The organism is Mycobacterium paraffinicum (assembly GCF_001907675.1).
Classification (GTDB): Bacteria; Actinomycetota; Actinomycetes; order Mycobacteriales; family Mycobacteriaceae; genus Mycobacterium; species Mycobacterium paraffinicum_A.
The window spans coordinates 1-22,312 of the sequence record NZ_MPNT01000057.1; the positions used below are offsets into that span (position 1 = coordinate 1).

Annotated in this window: 21 protein-coding genes, 1 tRNA gene and 1 pseudogene; 7 read left to right on the plus strand and 16 right to left on the minus strand. The window is 67.1% G+C overall.

Annotated elements, in window-relative coordinates; all coding sequences use genetic code 11:
- Nucleotides 1–746 precede the first annotated feature (746 nt).
- The gene (locus tag BRW65_RS31955) at nucleotides 747–896 is read right to left on the minus strand and encodes a hypothetical protein (protein ID WP_167374117.1); all 150 of its coding nucleotides are present in this window, start codon (nucleotides 894–896) and stop codon (nucleotides 747–749) included.
- 13 nt (nucleotides 897–909) lie between these two features.
- Nucleotides 910–1,464, minus strand: a complete 555-nt coding sequence (locus BRW65_RS29925; protein WP_073880962.1) for a pyridoxamine 5'-phosphate oxidase family protein — start codon at nucleotides 1,462–1,464, stop codon at nucleotides 910–912.
- 194 nt (nucleotides 1,465–1,658) lie between these two features.
- On the opposite strand from BRW65_RS29925, the gene BRW65_RS29930 reads away from it, so the two are divergent.
- Nucleotides 1,659–2,273: a TetR/AcrR family transcriptional regulator gene (locus tag BRW65_RS29930; protein WP_073880990.1), complete on the plus strand. Its 615-nt coding sequence runs from the start codon at nucleotides 1,659–1,661 to the stop codon at nucleotides 2,271–2,273.
- A 337-nt stretch (nucleotides 2,274–2,610) separates the two neighbouring features.
- Here BRW65_RS29930 and BRW65_RS29935 read toward each other — a convergent pair.
- From BRW65_RS29935 to BRW65_RS29960, 6 genes and pseudogenes are all read right to left on the minus strand, one after another.
- Nucleotides 2,611–2,684: transfer RNA gene (locus BRW65_RS29935), tRNA-Ile, on the minus strand.
- Nucleotides 2,685–2,786: 102 nt separating this feature from the next.
- Nucleotides 2,787–3,207, minus strand: a pseudogene (locus BRW65_RS29940) (hypothetical protein).
- A 276-nt stretch (nucleotides 3,208–3,483) separates the two neighbouring features.
- Entirely contained in the window at nucleotides 3,484–3,906 is a 423-nt protein-coding gene (locus BRW65_RS29945) for a hypothetical protein (RefSeq protein ID WP_244168277.1), read from the minus strand.
- A 396-nt stretch (nucleotides 3,907–4,302) separates the two neighbouring features.
- Complete coding sequence (locus BRW65_RS29950) at nucleotides 4,303–5,166, minus strand: carboxymuconolactone decarboxylase family protein (RefSeq protein WP_073880966.1); 864 nt, start codon at nucleotides 5,164–5,166, stop codon at nucleotides 4,303–4,305.
- Between the two features lie 40 nt (nucleotides 5,167–5,206).
- Nucleotides 5,207–6,580 (minus strand): TldD/PmbA family protein, encoded by a 1,374-nt coding sequence (locus BRW65_RS29955; RefSeq protein WP_073880968.1) that lies wholly within the window; start codon nucleotides 6,578–6,580, stop codon nucleotides 5,207–5,209.
- Nucleotides 6,577–8,094 carry a TldD/PmbA family protein gene (locus BRW65_RS29960; protein ID WP_073880970.1) on the minus strand — a complete coding sequence of 506 codons (1,518 nt, stop codon included), beginning with the start codon at nucleotides 8,092–8,094 and terminating at the stop codon, nucleotides 6,577–6,579. The genes BRW65_RS29955 and BRW65_RS29960 overlap by 4 nt, the downstream gene beginning before the upstream one ends.
- Nucleotides 8,095–8,153: 59 nt before the next feature.
- On the opposite strand from BRW65_RS29960, the gene BRW65_RS29965 reads away from it, so the two are divergent.
- The 3 genes from BRW65_RS29965 to BRW65_RS29975 all read left to right on the plus strand — a co-directional run bounded on the left by BRW65_RS29965 (nucleotide 8,154) and on the right by BRW65_RS29975 (nucleotide 11,257).
- Complete coding sequence (locus BRW65_RS29965) at nucleotides 8,154–9,038, plus strand: carbohydrate ABC transporter permease (protein ID WP_073880972.1); 885 nt, start codon at nucleotides 8,154–8,156, stop codon at nucleotides 9,036–9,038.
- A complete protein-coding gene (locus BRW65_RS29970; protein ID WP_073880974.1) occupies nucleotides 9,025–9,840 on the plus strand; it encodes a carbohydrate ABC transporter permease in 816 nt (271 codons plus the stop codon). Before BRW65_RS29965 ends, BRW65_RS29970 begins: the two co-directional genes overlap by 14 nt.
- Before the next feature lie 79 nt (nucleotides 9,841–9,919).
- On the plus strand, nucleotides 9,920–11,257 hold the full coding sequence (locus tag BRW65_RS29975; protein WP_073880975.1) for an ABC transporter substrate-binding protein: 1,338 nt from the start codon (nucleotides 9,920–9,922) through the stop codon (nucleotides 11,255–11,257).
- On the opposite strand, the gene BRW65_RS29980 is transcribed toward BRW65_RS29975, so the two are convergent.
- Genes BRW65_RS29980 through ddaH form a run of 4 tightly spaced genes read right to left on the minus strand, consistent with a single transcriptional unit; the run spans nucleotide 11,254 to nucleotide 15,690 of the window.
- Nucleotides 11,254–12,132: a universal stress protein gene (locus BRW65_RS29980; protein ID WP_073880976.1), complete on the minus strand. Its 879-nt coding sequence runs from the start codon at nucleotides 12,130–12,132 to the stop codon at nucleotides 11,254–11,256. The genes BRW65_RS29975 and BRW65_RS29980 overlap by 4 nt on opposite strands.
- A complete protein-coding gene (locus BRW65_RS29985; RefSeq protein ID WP_139273324.1) occupies nucleotides 12,129–13,574 on the minus strand; it encodes an amino acid permease in 1,446 nt (481 codons plus the stop codon). Before BRW65_RS29985 ends, BRW65_RS29980 begins: the two co-directional genes overlap by 4 nt.
- Nucleotides 13,575–13,600: 26 nt before the next feature.
- Nucleotides 13,601–14,836 carry an ornithine--oxo-acid transaminase gene (gene rocD, locus BRW65_RS29990; RefSeq protein ID WP_073880977.1) on the minus strand — a complete coding sequence of 412 codons (1,236 nt, stop codon included), beginning with the start codon at nucleotides 14,834–14,836 and terminating at the stop codon, nucleotides 13,601–13,603.
- Nucleotides 14,833–15,690: a dimethylargininase gene (gene ddaH, locus BRW65_RS29995; protein WP_073880978.1), complete on the minus strand. Its 858-nt coding sequence runs from the start codon at nucleotides 15,688–15,690 to the stop codon at nucleotides 14,833–14,835. The genes rocD and ddaH overlap by 4 nt, the downstream gene beginning before the upstream one ends.
- Before the next feature lie 121 nt (nucleotides 15,691–15,811).
- Between ddaH and BRW65_RS30000 the strand changes: the two genes are divergently transcribed.
- Complete coding sequence (locus tag BRW65_RS30000) at nucleotides 15,812–16,258, plus strand: Lrp/AsnC family transcriptional regulator (RefSeq protein ID WP_073880979.1); 447 nt, start codon at nucleotides 15,812–15,814, stop codon at nucleotides 16,256–16,258.
- Between the two features lie 17 nt (nucleotides 16,259–16,275).
- Here BRW65_RS30000 and BRW65_RS30005 read toward each other — a convergent pair whose 3' ends face one another.
- Genes BRW65_RS30005 through BRW65_RS30020 form a run of 4 tightly spaced genes read right to left on the minus strand, consistent with a single transcriptional unit; the run spans nucleotide 16,276 to nucleotide 21,447 of the window.
- Nucleotides 16,276–18,078 (minus strand): sulfatase-like hydrolase/transferase, encoded by a 1,803-nt coding sequence (locus BRW65_RS30005; RefSeq protein ID WP_073880980.1) that lies wholly within the window; start codon nucleotides 18,076–18,078, stop codon nucleotides 16,276–16,278.
- Nucleotides 18,071–18,529, minus strand: coding sequence for an SRPBCC family protein (locus BRW65_RS30010; RefSeq protein WP_073880982.1), 459 nt, complete (start codon nucleotides 18,527–18,529; stop codon nucleotides 18,071–18,073). The genes BRW65_RS30005 and BRW65_RS30010 overlap by 8 nt, the downstream gene beginning before the upstream one ends.
- A gap of 21 nt (nucleotides 18,530–18,550) precedes the next feature.
- Nucleotides 18,551–19,402: an energy-coupling factor transporter transmembrane component T family protein gene (locus BRW65_RS30015; protein ID WP_073880984.1), complete on the minus strand. Its 852-nt coding sequence runs from the start codon at nucleotides 19,400–19,402 to the stop codon at nucleotides 18,551–18,553.
- Complete coding sequence (locus tag BRW65_RS30020; RefSeq protein WP_084188101.1) at nucleotides 19,399–21,447, minus strand: ATP-binding cassette domain-containing protein; 2,049 nt, start codon at nucleotides 21,445–21,447, stop codon at nucleotides 19,399–19,401. Before BRW65_RS30020 ends, BRW65_RS30015 begins: the two co-directional genes overlap by 4 nt.
- A gap of 116 nt (nucleotides 21,448–21,563) precedes the next feature.
- Here BRW65_RS30020 and BRW65_RS30025 point away from each other — a divergent pair, with 116 nt between their 5' ends.
- Together BRW65_RS30025 and BRW65_RS30030 are read left to right on the plus strand one after the other, a co-directional pair.
- Nucleotides 21,564–22,037 carry a MarR family winged helix-turn-helix transcriptional regulator gene (locus tag BRW65_RS30025; protein ID WP_073880988.1) on the plus strand — a complete coding sequence of 158 codons (474 nt, stop codon included), beginning with the start codon at nucleotides 21,564–21,566 and terminating at the stop codon, nucleotides 22,035–22,037.
- Between the two features lie 80 nt (nucleotides 22,038–22,117).
- A partial coding sequence (locus BRW65_RS30030; protein ID WP_139273325.1) for a hypothetical protein occupies nucleotides 22,118–22,312 on the plus strand: 195 nt, incomplete at its 3' end.

The following is a 22,312-nucleotide window of genomic DNA, read 5'->3' on the forward strand; positions in this document are numbered from 1 at the left end:
ATCCAGGGCCATCGCGATGTTCCTCTCGGTAGTGATCCTTGGTCGTTTCACCACAGAGACTCACGCGATGGCCCCTCTACATCGGCACCGACACGCCGCTACTTACACCACACCCGGGGACGTTCCCGGTCGCCCTGATGGCGGCCGCAACGTACCCGTCCTGGGCAAGGGATTGAGCGACGATCGATTGACGCGGATACCCGGGTGCGCATCCAAACGACCACCAGAGAACTTATTGGCGTATGTTCGCTGGCCTACGCCCCCAGAAACCGAGCCTTCCTGACTTGGCTTGGTCGTGGAGCACTCGCCCGCCCGCTGCGCTTGGGTGCCCAAGAACGCTCGCAAGGCATCCCTGCGATGCGACTCTTGGGAGTCAGGGGCACCTTCAGATCGTTGAGGCTTTCCGGACGTCGTGGGGTCCACCGAGGTGACTGCATAGCAATGCTCACTGATCTCGCAGCCTGCGGAGACCGCCTCGGCTGAGAAGCTGAATCGCGCGAACCGCTCCGCCATGCGCCAGCTCTCGTCAACACTGCGGTCGACTGCGCGGGCGCGCTGGGAGTTCGTGGCCTCGCCCTGGCGCCGCGTTTGGCCTCTGTCGTCGCGCACCCCACTCTTCCCGCCGCCGGCCGCCGAACTTACTGGCGCAGAAAGCGGTCCGCAAGCCATGCGCTGGGGCCTCCGAGGTGTCCGCTTAGTCTAGTTTCAGCTACTCACCCTAAGCATCTGAGTATACTATAGTCAACTCAGCCCGGTGACGCAGCGGCACCTTCACAAAGCTGCTCCCCCATGTCAGCGATGCGATCGCCGTCGATGAGGATGTCGATGCGCTCTGAGTCGGGCCGCTGTGGTGACATGGTGATCACCTGCGCTCCACGCAGCAGTGTGCGGCTCATCGGCCAGCCACCATCAGGCCGGGTCTGAGGCGTCCCACGGCACGGTGCCCGAAAGCCAATGGGTCAGCGGCTCTTCCTGATCATTGCGGTGCAGATGCCGCGGCGGCTGGCCGAATGTCGCATAGGGGCGGCAGCGAACCACCACACGACCCTCTTGGACGCGCATCGCGTCGATATGGGGGCGGGCTTCGTCGGGAAGCGGCTGCCCCGACATCCGTCCAGCGACCGCCATCATGACGTCGACCACCAATTCGGGGTCATCCTCGATGACCGCGTCGGCATACACCTGCAGGTAGGCGAACGGCCAGCGTTCGTCGAGCACACACAGGCTCACCTTGCCGTCGCGAGCGATGACCCGAGCCTTGCCGCGTCCGGCCATCGTCGACACCAACAGCTCGTCGTCATCGGTGGGGATGTAGTAGACGACCGACATGCCCGGGCCGTCGTTTTTCCGGCGGTAGCCGAACACACACGTGCGATGAGTGCGCACGAACTCGCGCCGCTCCCACGGGAGCATGTCGCGGTCGGTGGGAACCGTGAGTGGCTCCCGAGCAAGGGGTAACAACATGAGCCAGCCTTCCCTTCCACAGCTCAGATTTGCGGCCGGTGCAGCATGGCCAACCACAACCCAAGTATTATGGCAACATCGTAGCCGATATTGCGGCGGCTGTCAAGAGTCGCCATACTGGGCGCGTGACCACGGCACGCTTGACCGACGAAGGCAGCACAGCTCGCCGCTCCCGCGGTCGTCCGCCGGTCGCGCTGGATCGGATCATCGACACGGCGCTGCAGATCGTGGATGAGGAAGGCGCGGAGGCGTTGTCGATGAGGACCCTCGCGCAGCGGCTGGAGTCGGGAACGGCCACGCTGTATCGCCACTTCGCCAACCGGAGTGAGGTGATCGCCCACGTGGTGGACCGCGTGTTCGGCGAAGTGGAATTCGACGCCGAAGAACTCGGAGCCATGGGGTGGCAGCGGGCGTGCGAGTCGTTCGCACACGCCACGTTCGAGGTGTTGCACCGCCACCGCAACGTGGCCCCGCTGCTAGTTGAGCAGGCGCCGACTGGCCACAACGCGATGGCGCAGCGCGAACGATTGTTAGCGGTCCTGCTCGACAACGGGTTTACCCCGCCGCTCGCGGCGCGCTCGTATGCGACCGTGGCCCGCTATGTGCTGGGCTTCGCTCTCCAGCTAAGCGGTGACGAATCCGACGATGGGCAGCTCTCTGCCCGCTTTCACAAGCTAGACCCGCAGACGTTCCCCGCGACCCGCGCGGTAGCCGACTACCTGCCCGTACCGTTGGATGAAGAATTCGCGCTCGGCCTCAAGTTAATCGTTGATGGTCTGGCTAAAATGCGCCGCCGCCCAAGAGGATAGGGCAGCAGCTCCAGCGCCCCGTTCTCAACTTAGACCCGCAATTCATGCTCTTCCGCCTGGTCCGCAGCTGCTCGACCTCGTGACGGTCGGAGCTTGCGGGGTGGACGGAGGAGTGCTGGGCGTAGGTCTTGCAGCAGTCGAGCGCCCCCGCTGTCACACCGCTGTCACAGCAGGCCGAAAACGGCGGCCTGATACCGCTGCTCGGCCGCGCTCAACTCCCTCATCCAGGGAGTGTCAAGGATCAGCCGAAGCAACTGTCAAGCATCAACCGAAACACTGTCAGGCATCACCCGAAGGTGAAATGTCGAGCATCAGCCGAAGTCATACAGAAATACGGTAGGGCGGGCGGGGCTCGAACCCGCGACCAACGGATTATGAGTCCGCGGCTCTAACCAACTGAGCTACCGCCCCTAGCGACGTTCCGTAGGAAACCGTAGCCCAAAGGCGGGTCGCCGTCGGCCGGGCGTGCGGGAAGCCCGCCGCGCGTTGAGGGGCGACGGGCTTTTCAGCGCATCACGCCGGCGCTGGCTGGCCGGGCGCTTGTCGCACAGCCTGATCCTTGAGCCTCGGAATCATGTCCGGCGCGTAGACATAGATGGCCGACTCGACCTCCCACTCGGCCTGGGCCTGGCTCATCGGCGTGGTCCTGGTGATCATGTTGACCAGCTCCTGGGCTTCCCCCAAATGGGTTGGGGTGGTTGCGCACCTGGTCGGCGAACCAGCGCCCCTCGGCCGCCTCGCTGCAATCGTTGAAGTCGGCGTTGTGCACCATCTTGTTCTGCGCTAACAGCTTGATGTACTCATCGTCGGCCGGGGACATATTGCAGGATGCCGACGCGTGCGGCGCTCCCAGCACAGCACCACCGACCATCACCGCTCCCAGCGCAACGCCGGCGACCCCCACCGCCAGCACTTGCCCGCGCGATCGGGTCATCTTCACCTCTCCAGACCCCCTCATCGTGGAATTTGCTAGCTGTCCTTTCGCGCTACGCATCGGGTACCACTGGCGCCAAACGCGGCAAACGACGCGCTCGTCAAACAATGGATGAACAGCGGTTAGCCAAAATCAGGGCGAGCTGAAAGTTTCGCCCGGCTGGGGAGCCCCGGGCGATCGTCGGCTACCGCCGACCGGCAACCACACGCGTTGCGTCGATCACCGATACAGGCGGTGCCGGTACCTTAGTTTGAGTTAGCTGGTTAAGCCGAGTGACTACTCTTTGGGCCAGTCCGCGTGCGCGGCCTGATCCTGGATCTTGGGGATCACGTCCGGCGCATAAACGTAGATCGCCGACTCGACCTCCCACTCGGCCTGCGCTTGGCTCATCGAGGTCGTCCTGGTGATCATGTTGACCAACTCTTGGGCTTCCCCGAATGGGTTGGGGTGGGTGCGCACCTGGTCGGCGAACCAGCGTCCCTCGGCGGCCTCGGTGCAGTCGCTGAAATCGGCGTTGTGCACCATCTTGTTCTGAGCGAGCAGCTGAATGTACTGATCGTCTTTCGGACTCAGATTGCAGGACGCCGAAGCTTGCGGCGCCGACAGCACAGCGCCGCCGAGCAACGAGGCCCCCAGCGTGACGCCGGCAGCCCAGACCGATGACGCTCGCATGCGCGACCGCGAACGGGTGGTTGTCATTCCGGTCCTCCCTCTGCGTCGCAGCGGTGTCGCTCTCCGACGCAAGCCAAGCCTTCGTGTGGTAACTGCTAACCGAGACAACGGGCCACGGCTTGCAGTGACGCGGTCGATAGTCGTCAACTCAGGCGGCGCTGCCATCTGAGACCACCAGCACATGTGAGTTCACATATGAGTTTTGGTGTCGGGACATAATTTAGCCAGAAGCAGCGGCCTGAGCAGCGAACTTTTGTTTGCGTGACCGTGTACGAATGGTTAACATTCGCTACTTCGGGCCGGCCTCAGGCCGTCGACCAATCCACGCCGGCCGCGCCGCAATGCCAGCGCCGCGAGCCCCGTGACCTGCGACTAAGCGTCCGGCTGTGGCGTTCGGCGGTCACTCTGGCCGCCTAGGAGCAGTCAGCTGAATACGGTTTGCCCGTCGGCGGCGAGCAGATAACGCTCGGTACCCTGCTCGACGCGGGGCGCATCGGCGCCCAAGGCGACGGCGACTTTATTGCTTGCATTCCGCATGATGTCAAAGGTGAGCTCGACGGCCTCGTCATCCGAGAACCGGGAGCGCACCTCGGCGACGTCATCGGCGGCGAGGTGCGCAGGGGTCCAAATTAACCCATCTGTGTAGCGCAGCGCTGCTTTGACGCGGTCGTCGAGCAACCGCGAGGCTTCGAAGCGACCGATCTCGTCATATAGCGTCTCCGAACCGCCGGCATCGAGCGCCGTGCCCTCACGCAGCGACTTGCACAACCGGCAGTTGTGCTGAGCCGCCCCGCGCAGCCGGACCACCTCGGAGGTGATCGGGTCAAGCGCGCGCATCCGGGCCACCGCGGGCAAGAAGTCGTTGAACACAAGATTCGCGGGGTTCGTGGTGTGATCCCACGCGACGCCGCTCGCCCAGCCCACGTACTCCGAGCCGACACCGAGTGCCTCCAGCCCGGCGCGCACCCGCGGGACGAAGTCGGCGATATACATCGAGACCGCGGCGCCAAAGGCGCCATCGCCCAATTGCTTAACCAGCTGGGACCGCTGCGCACCGGTGATCGCGGAGACGTCGGCGCTGAACTGCTCGGCGAATTCGGCGACGGCGACCTCCGTCTCCGTTTCCGGTGCACCGGCCTCGAGAGGAGCCGGCAACGGCGGCAGCGACAACGTCTCGGCGCAGACCCGCCGAATCAGGGCCGCGATCCGCGCCTCCGGCCGGGAGCCCGGAAACAGGGCTACTAGTCGTGCGAGGTGATCTGTCTGGACCGAAACCGGAGCCGCCATTCGTCACACGCTAGAACGCCGCCGGCCCAGCGGCAATCGCCTATTGGGCCTGGCTCACCGACGACATATGGAAGTCCGGTATCCGCAGCGACGGCATCGCCGTCCGGGTCGCCCAGTCCGCCCACTCCCGCGGCAGGGTCTTCTCGCTCGCACCCGCCTCGGTGGCCCTCCGCAGCAGGTCCAGCGGACTCTCGTTGAAGCGGAAGTTGTTGACCGCGCCGGTCACCTCGCCGTCCTCGATCAGGTACACACCGTCGCGAGTCAGCCCCGTGAGCAACAGCGTGGTGGGGTCAACCTCGCGGATGTACCACAGCGTGGTCAGCAGCAGGCCGCGTTCGGTGGCGGCGATCATGTCGGCCAGCTCGGCCGACCCGCCCGTCATGACCAGGTTGTCGGCGGCGACCGCGACGTCGGCGTCGAATTTGGCGGCCGTCGCGCGCGGGTAGGCCAGCGCGTTGATCACCCCGCTGCGGATCCAGTCCACCTGACCGATCTCCATGCCGTTGTCGAACACCGACATCGTCTCCGACGAACTGCTCACCGCGACGAACGGTGTGCACGCCAGACCCGGCGCCATCGGGTCGGAGAACAGCGTCAGCGGCAATTCGGTGAGCCGCTCCCCCACCCGCGTTCCGCCACCCGGCGCCGAAAAGGCGGTACGGCCCTCGCGTGCACCGCGGCCGGCCATCGACCACGCCAGGTAAAGCATCATGTCGGCCACCGTCGACGGCGGCATGATCGTCTCGTAGCGACCCGCGGGCAACGCGACGGTGCGCTCGGCCCAGCCGAGGCGCATCGACAGCTCGTCGAGCAGCGAATCCATTGGCACATCGACGAAGTCGGGGGTGCCGATGCCCGCCCAGGCGCTCGCGTCCCCACGTTTGCCGTTGATCTCCACCGCCCCGGCGGGCTGGGTGTAGCGTCGGCGCACCCCCGTCGACGACGCCAGGAACGTCGTCGAAACACTGTGGTGCGCAAAGCCGTACAGCCGGTCCGTGCCTTCAAAGCCGCGGCTCAAGGAGTCGGCCACGTCGGCGAACACCAGGGGCCCGGTGCCGGGCACCGGCGCGTTCCAGTCGGCGGGCATCCCGGTGTCGGTCAGCAGCGGCGCGGCATCGCCGGCCTCGGGTGCCGAGCGGGCCGCCTCCTGGGACGCCGCCACCAGCTCGGGGATCACCCGCGGATCCACTTCGGCGGACACCATCGTGCCGATTCGTGCGCTGGACCCTTGGCGGACAACCGAGATCACCGTGATGCTGCGATTGACCGCAACCCCGTTGGTGGTCATCGAGTTACCCGCCCACCGCAACGTCGCCTCGACCTTGTCGGTGACGAGCACCATGGTCTCGCTCGCGCCGCCGAGCTTGGCGGCCTCCTCGAGCACGAGGTTGACGACATGCTGCGCGCGGATCATCGGCCGCCCTCGGTCCGGGTGTTGAGAACGTTCACACCTCGGAACAACGCCGACGGGCAGCCGTGGCTGACCGGGGCGACCTGACCGGGCTGCGCCTTCCCACAGTTGAACGCGCCACCCAGCCGCCAGGTCGACGGGCCGCCCACGGCTTCCATCGAGTTCCAGAACTCGGTGGTGGTGGCCTGATACGCGACGTCGCGCAGCTGGCCGTCCAGCCGGCCGTCGCGGATGCGGAAGAACCGTTGACCGGTGAACTGAAAGTTGTACCGCTGCATGTCGATTGACCACGATTTGTCACCGATGATGTAGATCCCGTCCTCGACACGGCTGATGAGGTCGGCGGTGCTGACGTCCTCGCGCGCCGGCTGCAGCGACACGTTGGCCATCCGTTGGATCGGCACGTGATGCGGCGAATCGGCATACGAGCATCCGTTGGACCGCGGTTGCCCGAGCCGGGGAGCGAACACCCGATCGAGCTGATAGCCGACGAAGATGCCGTCGCGCACCAAATCCCAGCTTTGCGCCGCGACCCCTTCGTCGTCGTAACCGATGGTCGCCAGGCCGTGGTCGACGGTACGGTCGGCGGTCACGTTCATCACCGGGGAGCCGTACCGCATGGTGCCGAGCTTGTCTGGCGTGGCGAACGACGTTCCGGCATAGGCCGCCTCGTAGCCGATCGCCCTGTCGTATTCGGTTGCGTGCCCGATGGACTCGTGAATCGTCAACCACAGGTTGGTGGGGTCGATCACCAGGTCCTTGCGTCCGGCGGTCACGCTGGGCGCCTTGACCTTTTCGGCGAGCAGCGACGGCAATTGCGCCAGCTCGTCCGTCCAGTTCCACACCTCGTCACCGGCCAGCACTTCCCAGCCGCGCCCGGTGGGTGGGGCCAGGGTGCGCATCGAGTCGAAGCTGCCCGCCGCCGCATCGACGGTCACCGCCTCCAACGACGGCTGCACCCGCACCCGCTGCTGGGTGATCGACGACCCAAAGGTGTCGGCGTAGAAGGACTGTTCCTTGACCGCCGTGAGGATGGCCGACACATGGTCGACACCATCAGCGCTCAGCAGGCGACCGGAGTAATCCTCGAGCACATCGATCTTGTCGGACACCGGGACGGTGAACGGGTCCGTCCGGTAATTCGAGACCCAGCTGGCGTCTGCGTACACCGGCTCGGGCGCCAGCTCGACGCGCTCGCGGTTGAGCGTCGCCAGGGTGGTGGCCACCTGCACGGCGTGACGCGCGGTCTCGGCCGCGACCGACGGCGCCAGCTCCGCGTGCGAGGCGAATCCCCACGTGCCGTCGACGATCACCCGCACGGCCAGCCCGACCTCGCGGTTGACCACCGACGTCTCCAGCTCGCCGTCGCGCAGCTGGATGATCTCGGTCACGATGCGGTGAACCCGCAGGTCGGCGTAGCTGGCGCCGGCCGCGGTGGCCGCCGAGAGCGCGGCGTCGGCCAGCTCGTGGCGGGGCAGGTTGAGGAAGTCGGCATCGATCCCCCGGTTCGGTGTCACGGTTCCACCGTAACGGCCGTTCGCCCCAAACCCAGGCGCCGCCCGCTTTAATTACCTCCATGGCCAGCGGCGTCGGAAGGACACAGCCCCGCTCCACCGCGCTGGGCTACACCCTGCTGGCGCCCAGCCTGTTCGGTGTCCTCGCCTTCCTGCTGTTGCCCATCCTCGTGGTGGTCTGGTTGAGCCTGTACCGATGGGATCTGCTCGGGCCGCTGCACTATGTCGGCCTGGCCAACTGGCGCTCGGTGCTGACCGACCGCAACTTCGGCAACTCGCTGATCGTCACCGCTCTCTTCGTCGCGATCGTGGTTCCGGCGCAGACGGTGCTGGGGCTGCTGGTCGCGTCGATGTTGGCCCGCCAGCTTCCCGGCACCGGCCTGTTTCGCACCCTCTACGTGCTGCCCTGGATCTGCGCGCCGCTGGCAATCGCGGTGCTGTGGCGCTGGATTCTGGCACCCACCGACGGCGCCGTGAGCACCCTGCTGGGCCACAGTATCGACTGGCTGTCGGACCCCAGCTTCGCGCTGCCGCTCGTCTCGGCCGTCGTCGTATGGACAAACGTCGGATACGTCTCGCTGTCGTTCCTGGCGGGCCTGCTGGCGATCCCCGACGACATTCACGCCGCCGCGCGCACCGACGGCGCCACCGCGTGGCAACGGTTCTGGCGCATCACCCTGCCCATGCTGCGGCCGACCACGTTTTTCGTCCTGGTGACGGGGATCGTCAGCACGGCACAGGTTTTCGACATGGTCTACGCGTTGACCGGCGGTGGACCCGGCGGCAGTACCGACCTGGTGGCCCACCGCATCTACGCCGAGGCTTTCGGTTCGGCGGCCATCGGGCGCGCGTCGGTGATGGCGGTGGTGTTGTTTGTCATCCTGATCGGCGTCACCATGGTGCAGCACCTGTATTTCCGGCGGCGGATCAGCTATGACCTTACCTAGCCGGCTCGTCATCTACGCCGGGCTCATCGTCGGTGCGCTGATCACGTTGGCGCCGTTCGCCCTTGGCCTGCTCACGTCGTTCACCTCGGCTCACCAGTTCGCGACGGGCACACCCCTGCAGCTGCCGCGGCCGTTCACCCTCGCCAACTACGCCGACCTGGGCGGAGCCGGATTCGGCCGGGCGGCGGCCGTGACCGCGTTGATGACCGCCGTGATCCTGCTGGGCCAGATGACGTTTTCGGTGCTGGCGGGATACGCGTTCGCGCGGTTGGATTTTCCGGGGCGCGATGCGCTGTTCTGGGTGTACATCGCGACGTTGATGGTGCCGGGGACGGTCACGGTGGTGCCGCTGTATCTGATGATGGCCCAGCTCGGCCTGCGGAACACGTTCTGGGCGCTGGTGCTGCCCTTCATGTTCGGCTCGCCGTACGCGATCTTCCTGCTGCGCGAGCACTTTCGCATCATCCCGAACGACTTGGTCAACGCCGCCCACCTGGACGGCGCCAACACGTTGGACGTGATCGTGCACGTGGTCATCCCGTCCAGCCGACCGGTGCTGGCGGCCCTGACGTTGATCACCGTGGTCTCGCAGTGGAACAACTTCATGTGGCCGTTGGTGATCACCAGCGGGCACAAGTGGCGGGTGCTCACGGTGGCGACGGCCGACTTGCAGTCGCGGTTCAACGCCCAGTGGACGTTGGTCATGGCGGCGACGACGATCGCGATCGTCCCGCTGATCGCTCTGTTCGTGGTTTTCCAGCGCCACATCGTCGCTTCGATCGTCGTCTCGGGGCTCAAGTGACCGGTTCGCGCACCGAGATTGCCGCGACGGCTGTAATTCCGGGCGGTCAACGACCGCCACGGCAATCTGGGCGCACGCCATGACCCGGCCACGCATTTCGACGCTGATGGCCGCGGCGCTCGCTCTGGTGGCGGTGCTGTTGGGGGCGACCGCGGTGCTGCTCGACTACTCCGGCCAGCCCCCGGGCGGCAAGATCGTCGTGACGGTGCGGGTCTGGGGCGACCAGATCGCCGCGGCCTACCGGCAGTCCTTCGCGGCGTTCAACCGCGCGCATCCCGATATCGTGGTGCACACCAGCGTGGTGTCGTATTCGACCTACTTCGACACGCTGCGCACCGACGTCGCGGGTGGTAGCGCCGACGACATCTTCTGGCTGTCCAACGCGTACCTGGCCGCCTACGCGGACAGTGGCCGGCTGATGGACATCGGCGCCGCCCTCAAACCGGGCTCCGCCTCAGCGTGGGATTCCGCGGTCGTCGACCAGTTCACCCGCGGGGGCAATCTGTGGGGCGTGCCGCAGCTGACGGATGCGGGGATCGCGCTGTATTACAACGCGGACCTGCTCGCCGCGGCCGGCGTCGACCCCGCACAGCTCAACGACTTGCGCTGGAGCACCGACGGCGGCGACACGCTGCGCCCCATGCTGGCCCGGCTCACCGTGGACGCCGACGGACATGCCGGCAACGCAACGGGTTTCGAACCTGGACGGGTTCGGCAGTGGGGCTACAACGCCGCCAACGACCCGCAGGGCATCTACCTCAACTACATCGGCTCGGCCGGCGGGGTGTTCCAGCGTGGCGACCAGTTCGCGTTCGACAATCCCGGCGCGGTGCAGGCCTTCCGTTACTTGGTCGGCCTGATCAACGACAATCACGTGGCGCCGCCCGCCTCCGACACCAACGACAACGGCGACTTCTCCCGCAACCAGTTCCTGGCCGGCAGGATGGCGCTCTTCCAATCCGGCACCTACAACCTGGCGCCGGTGGCCCGCGACGCCCGCTTCCACTGGGGCGTGACGATGATGCCAGCCGGCCCGGTGGGCCGCGTGAGCGTCACCAATGGCATTGCGGCGGCTGGCAATGCCGCGACAAGGCATCCCGAGGCGGTGCGTCAGGTCCTGACCTGGATGGGCAGTAAGGAGGGTAACGAGTTCCTCGGTCGCGAGGGCGCGGCCATCCCGGCGGTCCTGTCGGCCCAACCGGTTTACTTCGACTACTGGTCCGTCCGGGGCGTCGACGTAACGCCGTTCTTCGCCGTACTCAACGGGCCGCGCATCGCGGCCCCCGGCGGCGCCGGCTTCGCGGCCGGCAGCGACGCCCTGCGGCCCTACTTCGATGAAATGTTCCTTGGCCGTGGCGATGTCGCGGCCACCCTGGGCAGGGCGCAAGCGGCCGCCAATGCCGCGGCCCAGCGCTAGCCGGGCAACACCAGCACCGGCACGGGGCTTTCACGGATGATCTTGGTGCTGCGGGAACCGAGGAAGACCCGCCGGATGTCGCCACGGGGCCGGGTGCCCAATGCCAGGATCTCGCCCTCCTGCCAATCCGCCTTCGCCAACGCCTCCTTCCAGCTTCGCCCGGTGACCACTTGCAGCGCGACGTCTTCGCTCACGATCTCATCGGTCTTGAGTTCCTCGAGGATGCCTCGCACTTGTGAGGCCCAGGCCTGCAGCACCTGATCCTCGACCTCGAGCCCGACCTCCGGGGGATACATCGTCTTGCCGCGGACCGCGAAGGTGATCACTCGCACCGGGACACCGAATCGCTGGCCGAAGTCATGGCAGCGATTCACCACGTCCACCGAGTCCGGGGTGGCCGAGTAGGCGCAGGTGAGTCGGGCCAACTTGCCTTGGTGCGAGCGGTAATTCCGGGGGCTGATCGCCACCGGCACGGGCGAGGCGTGCAGCAGCCAGTCGGCGGTCGAGCCGATCAGCACTTGTCCGCGCCCGCCGCTGGGCAACGAGCCCAGCACGAGCATGTCCGCGTCCACCTCGTGGATGATCTCGAGGAGGCCTCCGGATACCGATCCGTGCGCCCGATGCAGGTAGGTGACCTCGACCCCGTCGGCCACCGTGTCCAAGAAGCGGGCGGCCTCCTTCGCCGACTCCGCGGCCATGGTGTCGGCCCACAGTTCGTACTCGGCGTCGACGCGCGCGCGCGACGGTGTCAGCCACGGCTTGGGCACGATGGTCGCCACGGTCAGCGAGGTGCCGAGGGTCCGCGCGACGAGCACGCCCAGGTGCAACCCTGAGAGCCCGACCTTGCCGGCCCGGTATCCCACGACGACGGTCACAGCGCGTCCCGCTCGAGCGTTCCGGCGTTGAGCGCGCTGTGATGGCGGCCCCACACGAAGTAGAAGACTAACGCGAGCGCGATCCAGCCACTGAAGGCAATCCAGGTGTACCAATGCAAGCTGGCGAGGATGTATCCGCACGCCAAGACCGAAAGGACCGGCGTAACGGGATAACCGGGCACCTTGAAGCCCCGCGGCAGGTCGGGTTCGCGCACGCGCAGGATGATCACTCCTACGGATACGACGACGAACGCCGTGAGCGTCCCGATGGACACCATGTCCGCGAGCTTTTCCAGCGGTATGAAGGCGGCCAGCACCGAGGCCGCGACGCCCACGATCACCGTGTTGCCCACCGGCGTCATGGTCCGCGTGTTCACCCGCGCGAACCGCGCGGGCAGCAAGCCGTCGCGGCCCATCGCGAACAGGATCCGCGTCTGCCCGTACATGGTGACCAGGGTGACGGAGAAGATCGAAATGACGGCGCCCGCAGCCAGGATGGTGCCGGCCCAGCTGCCGCCCGTGACGTGGTCGAGAATCGTGGCCAGCCCGGCCTCCTCCTGCCCGGCGAAGTCCTGCCAGGGCTGGGTGCCGAGCGCGGCGACCGCGACCAACACGTAAACGCTCGTCACGGTCGCCAGCGCCGCAATCAGCGCGCGCGGCATGGTTTTTTGCGGATCCTTCACCTCGTCGCCCGCGGTGGACACGGCGTCAAGCCCGATATAGGAGAAGAAGATGGTCCCGGCGGCCGAGCCGATTCCCGCAACGCCGAAGGGCGCGAAGCCGGCGAGATGGTGCGCGTCGAACGCCGTGAACGCCACGATCACGAAGATGATCAGCACGCCCAGCTTGATCAACACCATGATCGTGTTGACCCTGGCCGATTCGCTGGCGCCGCGGATGAGTAGCAACGCGCACATCGCGATCAAGATGATCGCGGGCAGGTTCACAAAGCCGGGCCGCGCATCCCACGGCGCGGCCGACAGCGCGTGCGGCAACTGGAAGCCGAAGATGTTGCTGAGCAACTTATTCAGGTAACTGCTCCAGTTGACCGCGACCGCGGCGGTCGACACGCCGTATTCGAGCAGCAGGCAGGATGCCACCCCCATCGCCACGACCTCACCCAGGGTGGTGTACGCGTACGAGTACGACGAACCGGAAACCGGTACCGCCGAAGCCAATTCGGCGTAACAGATGGCCGCGAGCCCGGCCGCGACCCCGGCGATGAGAAAGGACAGGATCACCGCCGGGCCGGCTTCGGGCACGGCCTGAGACATGACGAAGAAAATGCCCGTCCCGACCGTCGAGCCGACCCCGAACATGGTCAGCTGGAATGTGCCAATGCTGCGCTTGAGGTGGTCCGCGGCACCATACGCGACGGGCGTGCCGACAACCGGACGGCGGCGCAGCATCTGCTCTTTCAGGCCGATCGACGTGGGTGGCAATTACCCCTCCTTGCTCGATCAGCTGATTATGGGCCAGCCTCCCGCAACGCAGAAGCGAACTGCTCAATCGCCCAGTCGATCTCCTGCTCGCTGATCACCAGCGGTGGCGCGAACCGCAACGTCGAGCCGTGCGTGTCCTTCACCAACACGCCCCGGTCGGCCAGCCGAAGGCTCATCTGCTTACCCGTCCCGAGGCGCGGGTCGACATCGACTCCGGCCCACAATCCCAACCCGCGCACCGCCAGAACGCCGTGACCAAGCAGTGCGCGCAGGCGTGCGTGCAGGTGTGCGCCCAAAAACGCCGAACGGGCCTGGAATTCTCCGCGGCCCAGCATGGACACCACGGTGGTGCCTATGGCGGCGGCCAGCGGGTTGCCGCCGAAGGTGGAGCCGTGTTCGCCGGGATGCAGCACGCCCAGGATCTCGCGGTCGGCGACCACCGCCGACAGCGGGACCACGCCACCGCCCAGCGCCTTGCCGAGCAGGTAGACGTCCGGCACCACGCCCCAGTGGTCGCAGGCGAAGGTGTGACCCGTGCGCGCCAGGCCGGACTGGATCTCGTCGGCGATCATCAACACGTCGTGCTCGCTGCACAGGGCGCGAACGGTCGGTAGGTAATCGTCGGGGGGAACGACGATGCCCGCCTCACCCTGGATCGGTTCGAGCAGCACCGCGACGGTGTCGTTGTCGATCGCACGCGCCAGCGCGTCGGCGTCGCCGAAGGGCACCGAGCGGAACCCCGGCGTGAAAGGCCCGAACCCGTCCCGCGCCGTCGGATCCGAGGAGAAGCTGACGATGCTGATCGTGCGGCCGTGAAAGTTGTTGTCGGCCACGACGATGTTTGCGCGACCGTCGGGGACGCCCTTGACGTCGGCACCCCACTTGCGGGCGATCTTGAGACCGCTCTCCACGGCTTCGGCGCCCGAGTTCATCGGCAGCACCAAGTCTTTGCCGCACAGCCGGGCCAGGGCTGCGCAGAACGGACCGAGGGTGTCGGAATGGAAAGCGCGGCTCACCAGCGTGACGGTGTCGAGCTGGGCGTGGGCCGCCGCGGTGATCTCCGGGTTGCGATGGCCGAAGTTGACCGCCGAGTAGGCGGCCAGACAGTCCAGGTAGCGCCGGCCCTCCACGTCGGTGATCCAGGCGCCCTCCGCGCTGGCCGCCACCACGGGTAGCGGCGAATAGTTGTGCGCCGCATGGCGTTCGACGAGCGCGATAGCGGCCTCGCTTCCGGTCGAAGTCGGGGCATCGAGGATCGTCATGGAAACACCTCCAATGTGCAGCACTTGACCGAACCGCCGCCCTTGAGGAGTTCGGACAGGTCGACGCCGACGGGCTCGAAGCCCGCGGCGCGTAGTTGCGCGGCGAATCCGGTTGCCTGGGCGGGCAAGACGACGTGCCGTCCGTCGGACACGACGTTGAGGCCGAGCACGAATGCGTCGGCGCTTCCGACCGCGATCGCGTCGGGGAACAACGCCTGCAGCTGATCCTGTGCGGCGGCGCTGAACGCCGGCGGGTAGAACGCGATCGTGTGGTCGTCGAGCACGGCCAGCACGGTGTCGAGATGGTAGAAGCGCGGATCCACCAATTCAAGCGAAACGACCGGCACGCGGAGCGCGGCGGAGATTTCCGGGTGCGCGCGCCGGTCGGTGCGAAAGCCGTAGCCCGCCAACACCGTTTGCCCGATCATGAGCAGGTCGCCCTGCCCCTCGTTGATATGGCGGGTGGACACCGGCCGGTACCCGATGGATGACATCCAGTCGGCGTAGGCGCGCGATTCGCCGGCCCGCTCGGCGAATCGAAACTTCGCGACGATCGCGACGTCACCGGCGATGAAGCCGCCGTTCGCGGCGTACACCATGTCCGGCAGCCCGGGCGCGGGCTCGATCACGTCCACTCGGTGGCCCAGTCTGAGATAGGTCGCGCGCAACGCCTCCCATTGGGCGTGCGCGAGCCCGACGTCGACGGGCGTCGAGGTGTCCATCCACGGGTTGATCGCATACTCGACCGCGAAGAACGTCGGTGGCGTCATCGCGTAGCGGCGGGCGGTCGGCGTGCGAGTGTGCCCGGCCGGCGCCGGGGCGGGCCCGGGGCCAGCGACGTATTGTTCCGTCATAAATCAACGGTATTGGCGGCCCGGTGCACAATCAAACGCTAGCCGTTGCGTGTCTATGTGCGATTTGTTGCGTTAGACTGGCGTTTGCAGCGATCTATTGCGTGCGGGGGAACGGAGGACGATGGAGCGCCTGGACGAGACCGACGCCCGCATCCTCACCGAGCTCACCGAGCATGCGCGGGCCACCTTCGCCGAAATCGGCGAGAAGGTGAATCTGTCCGCCCCGGCGGTCAAGCGCCGCGTCGACCGGATGCTCGACGCCGGCGTCATCAAAGGCTTCACCACCGTCGTCGACCGAAATGCACTCGGCTGGAACACCGAGGCTTACGTGCAGGTGTTCTGCCACGGCACGATCGCGCCCGATCGCCTGCGCGCCGCCTGGGTGGACATCCCCGAGGTGGTCAGCGCCGCGACGGTGACCGGCACGTCGGACGCGATCTTGCGCGTGCTGGCTCGCGACATGAGCCATCTGGAGGCGGCCCTCGAGCGCATCCGATCGAGTGCGGACATCGAGCGCAGCGAGAGCATCGTGGTGTTGTCGAACCTCATCGACCGGATGCGGACCTAGCGGCGTGCGTTAGGCCGTCAGAGCCTGGCGAACAGACGCCTCAGCCTTGACCGCCGTGTCGTGGGAGGTCGGCGAGACGCATAGGGCCACAGTCGGTTTCGCTCGGGGACGGAGTCGGTCCGCACGTGTTTGAGCTCGGTCCGCAGGTGCTGACGCAGGGCGTGCAGGTCAGGATCGGCCCAGCGGTTGATCGCTTCGATCGGGTCAGCGGTCAGGTCGTACAACTCCCACTGGTCGTCGAGAGGAGACGTCCGGTATGCCTCTCCCCCAAGCCCATTGGCGGCCAGGTGCCGCACCCCCGGCTCTGTCCAGGTGCTCGGATCGTCGAAAGAGCGCACCAGCTTCCAGAGGTGGCCCGCGGCGCCGGCGGCCGTCGCCTCGTCGACGCGGACAACCAACCCCTCGAAGTTGGACGCCGTGTGGGCCGGGATTCGGATGCGCAGCGGCGCAGGCGGATTGACCGCCTGCTTTAAGCGGCGTGCCAACCCCGAGGCACCGCTGTCCCCTTCGAGCATGTTGTCGCGGGTCATCAGGTAGACGGCGCGGGTCTCGTCGGCGGGGGCGCCGTCCACGACGGGCATGAGGTTCCGGCCGGGCAGTGGGTGCACTTCGGAGAACGACTCGGCCAGCGCGGCCGACACCGCCGTAACGTCGACGCCCGCTGCCGCCAGCAGGGTGGGTACCAGGTCGACGTGTGAGGTCGGCGCCGTGACGAGCCGCGGTCGCGTGCAGCGTTCGCCGATGCGCGCGATGACGAAGGGAACGCGGGTGGCCTCGTCGTACAGGTTGAACCACTTCTGGTGCAGACCACCGTGGGCGCCCAGCAGGTCGCCGTGATCGGCGGTGCGCACCAATACCGCTTCACCCGAACCGCTCTCGGTGACGGCCCGCCTGACGCGGTCGATCGGTCCGTCCACCTCGGCGTGCAATCGGTAGTACAGGTCGCGGTAGCGCTGCGCGTGGCGCGAATAGGTTCGGTCGATCGCGGCCGCGGGGCCGTAGCCGGAGTAGTACGCCTCGCGAAAGGCGATCTGCGCCGCGGGCTTGGTGGACAGGTCTTCGCCCGCCGTCGGCGCGGGGGGCACTGCGGGCGGATCGAGCGGCGACGGCTTGACTGGGCTCCGCCGTGACCACGTCGGGAAGAGCACGATGTCGTGAGGGTTGACGAAGCTCGCGACCAGAAGGAACGGGCGCAAGGCGGCCGGGTCGCCGGCGCGGCGGCGGGCGTAGCGGTCGGCCAGCCACCCGACCACCCGGTCGGCGATCAGCGGGTCACGTCGCACACCAGCGTTGGCCAGCACCGCCCCGTGCGGCTCGGGACCGACCCATCCGGAGAAACCGAACGGCCCCAACGGGTCTGCCTCCAGGTAGCGCCGCACGGCGGCGGCGTCAACCACACCGTTTTCGTCGTTGGTCGCCAACGGTCGACCGGTCCGGGGGTCGAGGAGATCGGCGTGCGAGATGTGCCACTTGCCGTCGTAGTGCGTGTCGTAACCGGCCGCGCGGAACCAATTGCCGAGCGTGGGAACCTCGCCCGCACGCAGCCAGCGCATGCGTGAATCGTCGGCGGCCTTTCCGATGCCATCGGTCTGGGTCACGCCGTGCAGGTCCGGATACTGGCCGGTGAAAATGGTCGGCCGGCTCGGCACGCAGGCCAGCGAGCCGGTGTAGTGCCGCGTGAAGCTGACGCCGTGATCGTCAAACCAGTTGCGGCCGATCAGCGTTCGATCGCGCCACGCGAGCACGTCAGGGGCCTCGTACGGTGGCACCGCGCGTTCCTCGTCGGTCATGATCACGACGACATCGGGCCGGTCAGACACGGGCGTGCTCCAATCGATCGGCGAGGCCGGCGAGCATCAGGTCGGACTGTCGCGCCAGAAAGCGGCACAGGGCCCGCTCGGCCAGCTTCTGCATTGCGTGCGGCCCGATTTCGACGGTGCTGGTGAGGATCACCAGGGTGGTGGCCGAGTCGCCGGCGGTCGGTTCGAGCGTCCAGCGGTTGGACACCCTGCGCAGGCGGGCGGGCAGGCCCTCGATGTCGTAGCCGAGGGCGCGGGGCGGCTCGAATTCGGTGATGCGCTCGACCAGCGCGTCGCGCTTGACCTGCACGCGCCGGGCGGTGCCGACGGCGGATCCGTCGGGTCCGCAGGACAAGATGCATGAGTGGTCGACGTTGCCGGCCCACGAACTGATCGACCCGAAGTCCGCAAGGGTTTCCCAGATGTCGCCGACGCGGGCCGCGATCGAGCGAGTCCGGCGTATGTCGGCCACGCGCTCACGCTACGCGAATGATCAGCGAGTCAGGTGGAATATCGTCTCGATGGCGACCGCGGCACCGCCCACCGCCACGGTCACCGCGAGCGCCAGCCAGTCGGTCATTTTCGGCCGGGCCGGTGCGGCCGAGAGTTGGCCGATGCCACCGCGGGCGGTGATCGCGTCACCCATCTCGTCGGCTCGGCGCAACGTCACCACGATGGCCGCGGCGACCAAGTCGATCGAGTTCCCGGCCGTCTGCTTGACCCGCGCCTTGCGAGTCGGTGCCATATGGTTGGGCCGCAATCGGCGAGCGGCGTAGAGCACCTGAAATTCCTCGATCAGCAACGGGAAGGCGCGCAGCGCCAGGGCCAGGGCCACCGCCCACTCGTCAACCGGGATCCGCACAACTTTGAGCGGGCGACCCAAAACCGCCAGCGCCGGGGCGATTTCGGCGACATTGGTGGTCCAGGACACCATCGCCCCCAGCCCAAGCAGGACGAGGGACAACGCGGTGATCCGCAGGAAGTTCAACGCCCCGCCGAACCCTAGGTGCACCCCGGCGATCGACACCACCGGATTACCGCCGGCCAGCGCGGCCGTCACAAAACCCAACGCGACGAGGACCCATAGCCAGCGCGGAATCGACGGAAGCGCACCGCGAGGGATGTGGGCGATCCAGATCGCCGTCAGCACCAACGCGGCCACTGACCCAATCGTCATCCAACCCGGGTAGAAGGTCAGCAACACCGCAACACCGAACACCACGAGAAGCTTGGTCCCGGCCCACAAGCTGTGGATCGCCGAGCCGCCGGGCACCGGAACCAACAGCACCACCGGGCGAGGACTGCGCCGCTCCTTGCCGCGCGCGGAGGACGAAGCTGCGGTCACGACACACCCCCGGCCGCGGCGGCGGCCGACACCGCTTGCAGCGTGCCGTTCTGCACATGCAGGGTCCGCGGGCAGACGGCTTCCAAACCCACGAAGTCGTGCGAAATGACCACTACGGTGAGCCCACTGTGCCGGCGCAGGTCCGCCAGCAGACGCAGCAGGCCCCGCTGGCTCCCGACGTCCAGCCCGGCCAGCGGCTCGTCGAGGATCAACACCCGCGGCGAGCACGCCAACAGTCCGGCCAGCACCACCCGTCTCATCTGGCCGCCGCTGAGCTGATCGATGCGCCGCTTGCCCATCGTGGGTTCCAGCCCGACCGCCGCCAGCGCAGCCGTCACCCGACCTTCGTCACGAGGCGAAAAGCCGGCCACCGAAGCAACTTCCAGACCAACGTGGCTGCGCATCAACTGCAGCCTCGCGGTTTGAAACGACAAGGCAACCGCGCCGATGTGATCCCGTATCGGCTCGCCGTCAAGCAAGCACGCGCCGACCGTGGGAACGGTCAGTCCGGCCATGATCCACGCCAGCGTCGACTTGCCCGAGCCGTTGCCACCATGAATCAGAATCCCGTCGCCCTGCTCCACGACAAAGTTGACGTCGCGCAGCGCGGTCTTAGCCCAGGGTGTCCCGCTGTTGTATTCGTGGCTGACGCCCACGATTTCCAGCACTGGCTTGCCGGGGCCGCGCCTGACCGCGGTGGCCGGCAGCGGGGCCGGGGCGGTCTCGACCATGCCGGTGTTATCCGGGGAATCACTGAGGTTGATGGTCCGGTCCGCCGATGCGGCCTCGTTGTCGAAATGAGTTATGTGCACCAGGGCGGTCCGATGCCGCTTGGGAAGGCCGGACAGCACGTTCAACAAGACCTGACGGCCCCTCTGGTCCACCATGCTGGTGAACTCGTCAGCGATCAGTAGCGCTGGTTCCCGCGCCAGCGCCGCGGCGAGAGCGAGGCGTTGCAGCTCCCCGCCGGACAGGCCGCCGGTATCGCGCTCGGCAAAACCCCCAAGACCGACTTCCTGCAGCAGGTGGTCGACGTCGACCTCCGTCCCCGGGGGCAGCCCCCACACCACGTCATCGGCGACGCGGGTTCCCAGCACCTGACTCTTCGGGTGCTGCAGAACAAGCGCCGTACCGCCCAACATGCCCAGCCCGACAGCGCCCGGGCGCTGCACGGTGCCCGACGTCGGTAGCCGGCCCGCCAAGATGAGCGTCAGGGTGGTCTTGCCCGATCCATTGGCTCCGATGACGGCGACATGTTCTCCGACCTGGAGTTCCAGGCTGAGTTCGCGCAAGGCGTCTTGCTTGGCATGGGGGTAGCGGAACCGCACCCTGTCCAGCCGCACCGGAACGGGCCCGATGGCGGCGCCGGGAGGCTCGTCCGGAGCGTCGAGCTTGTGCACGTCCGGGACGCTGCCCATCCGGTCCAGCAAGCGAGACAGGGCCCACCAACCGATCCACGACGAGACCACGACCCCATAGGTGACGTAGCCGAGCATCAGCCACGGCCAATAGTGCAGCCCGAATTCGAAGCATCGCTTTACGTCGGCGCCGAGCCAGCGCAGGTTCACCCGGCCCAGGAATGCGACCACACCGTCCACGTTGGCCGACATCACCTCAAAGATCAGATGCCGCAACCGATTCAGCACCGCCAACGCACCGACCGTCACGGCGGCGACGACGAGCCCGACAATCAGGGACGAGACGATCACGGTGGGTGTGCCCCTGCCCCTGCGCTTGACCAAACCGGTCAGGCCGCCGATGTAGGCGCAGTTCACGACCGTCACGAAGCCGCCCACTCCGGAGATGAGGAAGGCGATCATTCCGGCAGCGAACGTGGCGGCCAACAGCACGCGCAGCCGGTAACGGTATGAGAGCAGCCCCATCGGCACCGTGCCCAGCAGCGCCAATCCCTGGGCGAACGGGATGACACCGGCGATGATCGCGATCACCGCGCAAAGCGCCCCCATGACCGAGGCCTGCGCCAATTCGGCCGGGCGTAGAGGTCCGCCCCGACGACGCGCACGAACGGGGCGGCGGACTTTCACTTCACTGATTCTGCCAGGCCGCGGCCAGAACTCGGCTTGTCACACTCGACACTCCCGAGCCGGTTCGGACCGCGCGGCACTCGTCTCCCATAGCAAAGCTATGGAACTATGGGAACATGGACAGAGTTGTCGAGACCGCAAACACCGTGACCCAGCAGCTGGGAGCGGATCTGCTCGCCGTGGTGGCGCGGCTCAACCGGCTAGCCAATCAGCGCATCCAGATGCCGCTGCCCGCGGCACAGGCGAGGCTGCTCGCCAGCATCGAAGCGCACGGTGAAGCCCGGATCGGCGACCTCGCCGCCGTCGATCACTGCTCACAACCGACCATGACGACGCAGGTACGCCGGCTCGAGGACGCCGGCCTGGTCGCCCGAACCGTCGACCCGGGGGATGCCCGCGCCGTCCGGATTCGCATCACCCCTCAGGGCAAGCGCACGCTCAACGCGGTTCGCGCCGACCGCGCCGCCGCGATCGAACCGCAGCTGGCGTTGCTCGAGCCAGGCGACCGCCAGGTGCTGACCGAAGCGGTCGAGGTCTTACGTCGGGTTCTCGACAACGCGTCGCTGGCGGCCCGACGCAACGCGCTCTGACGGGCGGACCCACGTAACTGGACGGCGTGCGGCGGGTAGACACTAAGTCGATCTGACCGGCGCGAGGAAAGGTGGCGGCCATGCGGCCCGAGGCTTCCGGTTTCAGAGCCTCCCCGTTGACCGTGTGGGTCGGGTCGGCGCGATTCGACTTCTCCCCCGGCCGCGACGTGATCGTCGGCTACGGCCCGGGCAGCGACATCGCCCTCGAGCGCCTCGGCCCTCCCGCCTCGCCGCCCCCGGCGCCCCGCCCCGAAGTGGTGTTGCGATTCGCGGGC

Coding starts and splice junctions, on each gene's coding strand:
- BRW65_RS30000 (WP_073880979.1), top strand. CDS start 15,812: ATGGAGCGCCTGGACGAGACCGACGCCCGCATCCTCACCGAGCTCACC.
- BRW65_RS29975 (WP_073880975.1), top strand. CDS start 9,920: ATGACCCGGCCACGCATTTCGACGCTGATGGCCGCGGCGCTCGCTCTG.
- rocD (WP_073880977.1), bottom strand. CDS start 14,836: ATGACGATCCTCGATGCCCCGACTTCGACCGGAAGCGAGGCCGCTATC.
- BRW65_RS31955 (WP_167374117.1), bottom strand. CDS start 896: ATGAGCCGCACACTGCTGCGTGGAGCGCAGGTGATCACCATGTCACCA.
- BRW65_RS29945 (WP_244168277.1), bottom strand. CDS start 3,906: ATGACAACCACCCGTTCGCGGTCGCGCATGCGAGCGTCATCGGTCTGG.
- ddaH (WP_073880978.1), bottom strand. CDS start 15,690: ATGACGGAACAATACGTCGCTGGCCCCGGGCCCGCCCCGGCGCCGGCC.
- BRW65_RS29965 (WP_073880972.1), top strand. CDS start 8,154: ATGGCCAGCGGCGTCGGAAGGACACAGCCCCGCTCCACCGCGCTGGGC.
- BRW65_RS30025 (WP_073880988.1), top strand. CDS start 21,564: ATGGACAGAGTTGTCGAGACCGCAAACACCGTGACCCAGCAGCTGGGA.
- BRW65_RS29955 (WP_073880968.1), bottom strand. CDS start 6,580: ATGATCCGCGCGCAGCATGTCGTCAACCTCGTGCTCGAGGAGGCCGCC.
- BRW65_RS29950 (WP_073880966.1), bottom strand. CDS start 5,166: ATGGCGGCTCCGGTTTCGGTCCAGACAGATCACCTCGCACGACTAGTA.
- BRW65_RS29925 (WP_073880962.1), bottom strand. CDS start 1,464: ATGTTGTTACCCCTTGCTCGGGAGCCACTCACGGTTCCCACCGACCGC.
- BRW65_RS29970 (WP_073880974.1), top strand. CDS start 9,025: ATGACCTTACCTAGCCGGCTCGTCATCTACGCCGGGCTCATCGTCGGT.